We start from the raw sequence: 2,213 nt of genomic DNA, 5'->3' as shown, positions 1-2,213 counted from the left end.
GTGGGCGTGGCGCGCGCCGGTGACGTCCGGGGCGTCGGGGGAGTCCGGCGCGTCCGCGGGTGGTACGGAGCCCCGTGCCGGCTCCGGACCGCCGGACTCCGCACCCACGGACACGCAGCCGGCGCTCGCGAGGAGCGCGAGGAGGGAGAGGGGCAGGGCGGCCCGGCGTAACTGCATCCGACCACCATGCCGTAGTCCGGGACCCCGCGGATCCGGGCGGTCACGCGTCCGGGTGACGGGGCGGACCGGGCCGGGCGTTGCCGAATCGATCCTTCGGGAGGCGGCCGGAAACGGCCCCGGCGGTCGCAGAATGAGCGGGAACGCGATCGGCACGGCACGGCAGTGCGGGCGACGGGGGAGGCGCGACCCCCGGGGCCTGGTGCCGCCGTGCCCCGTTCACCGTCCGCCCGCCTGCCGTACGGAGTGCCGAGCATGACCGAACCAGCCGCGTCCAGCGTTCCCGGACCCACCCCGCCCCCCGGGCCGTCCCCGTCCGGGCACGGCCCCCTCAGGGCATGGGCGGCCGTGACGGCCGTCTCCCTGGGGATCTTCTGCCTGATCACCTCCGAGCTGCTGCCCGTCGGCCTGCTCACCCCCGTCGGCGCCGACCTCGGGGTCTCCGACGGCACCGCCGGGCTCATGGTCACCGTCCCCGGTCTCGTCGCGGGCTTCTGCGCGCCCCTCGTCACCGTCGGCGCCGCCCGGCTGGACCGGCGGCACGTGCTCTGCGTGCTGATCGCCCTGATGGCAGCCGCCAACCTCGCCGCCGCGTTCGCGCCGGACTTCACGGTGCTGCTGGCCGCCCGGATGCTCGTCGGCGTCAGCGTCGGCGGATTCTGGGCCGTCGCGGGCGGACTCGCCGTCCGGCTGGTTCCCGGGCACCACGTCGGCCGGGCCACGGCCCTGATCTTCGGCGGGGTCCCGACCGCCTCCGTGCTCGGCGTCCCCGCCGGGACCCTCCTCGGCGAACTGGGCGGCTGGCGCACCGCCTTCGGCGCCGTCGGCGTCCTCGGCGCCCTCACCACCGCCGCCCTGCTCCTGCTGCTCCCCGCACTCCCCCCGACCGGGCCCGTCACCTTCCGCGAACTTCCCGCCCTGCTGCGCCGCAACCGCGGCGTCCGGGCCGGAGTCGTCGTCACCTTCCTGGTGGTGACCGGCCAGTTCGCCGCCTACACCTTCGTGCGGCCCCTCCTGCGGGACGTCTCCGGCGTCGACTCCGGCCTGGTCAGCACCCTGCTCCTGGGCTACGGCCTCGCCGGGGTCGCGGGCAACTTCCTGGCCGGGCCGCGCGACGCCCGCCGTACGCTGCTCACCGTCAGCGCCACCCTCACCGCGGTACTGGCGCTGATCGCCGTCGTACCGGGAGCCGCCGCCGGGACCGCGCTGCTCCTGGTCTGGGGCCTGGTCTACGGCGGGGTCTCCGTCAGCCTGCAGCGCTGGATGCTCCACGCCGCGCCCCGGGCCGCCGAGGCCGCCTCCTCCCTGATGGTGGCCGTGTTCAACTTCGCCATCGCGGCGGGCGCCCTCGCCGGCGGGCTCGCGGTGGACGGCGTCTCCGTGCCGGCGGCCCCGCTCACCGGCGCGGCGCTGATGCTGGCGGCCGCCGTGACGGTGGCGGTCACCTCCCGGTCCGCCGCCGGAGCAGAACGGATGGATGGGGCGGAACGGACACCCGGCTTGACGAAGCGGTCGCGGACGGAAAGAGTCCGCTCAAGAGCCACCGAATGAGCCCTACTTCGGAGAAGTCCCCCATGCCGATATCCGCCCGCGCCCCGCTGACCGTGCAGGCCCCGGGGGCGGGCACGGCCCTCGCCGCCCGGCGGCGCAGGGCCTGACCGGCTGGACGGGGGCCGGTTCCGCACCGCCGCACCGGCCCCCTGTCCGCGCCCGGAGACAACCGTGTCCCCACACCCCCATGAGAACGGGCCCGAGCCCGACGACCGCCACCTCGTACGCCCCTACGTCGCCGTGCCCGAGGACCCCCACGGCCCGGCGTACCCCGACTGGCCGTCGCTGCCGGAGTCCCTGGAGGAGACGACGCAGCCGCTGCCGCTCGTCCCGCCCGCACCCCCGGCCGGCCCCGCGGACCCGGATCACCGGTACGCGCCCGTGCGGCGCGGGAGCCGGCTCGCGCCGGCCGCCCTGGCGCTGGTGGCGCTGGCCGGGGCGGGCGCGCTGGTGTTCCTGCTGAGCGGGCCCGAACCGGAGGCCCC

At 77.0% G+C, this 2,213-nt stretch carries 1 protein-coding gene and 1 pseudogene; both read left to right on the top strand.

The features are described 5' to 3' along the window. The first annotated feature begins 432 nt into the window (after window positions 1-432). Window positions 433-1,728 carry an MFS transporter gene (locus SSNG_RS03560; RefSeq protein WP_128636852.1) on the top strand — a complete coding sequence of 432 codons (1,296 nt, stop codon included), beginning with the start codon at window positions 433-435 and terminating at the stop codon, window positions 1,726-1,728. A 171-nt stretch (window positions 1,729-1,899) separates the two neighbouring features. Further along, window positions 1,900-2,213, top strand: a pseudogene (locus tag SSNG_RS41745) (hypothetical protein); the annotation flags it as partial.

The sequence above is a fragment of the Streptomyces sp. C genome (assembly GCF_000158895.1).
GTDB classification, from domain to species: Bacteria; Actinomycetota; Actinomycetes; order Streptomycetales; family Streptomycetaceae; genus Streptomyces; species Streptomyces racemochromogenes.
This window is presented reverse-complemented; position numbering and strand designations above follow the sequence as displayed.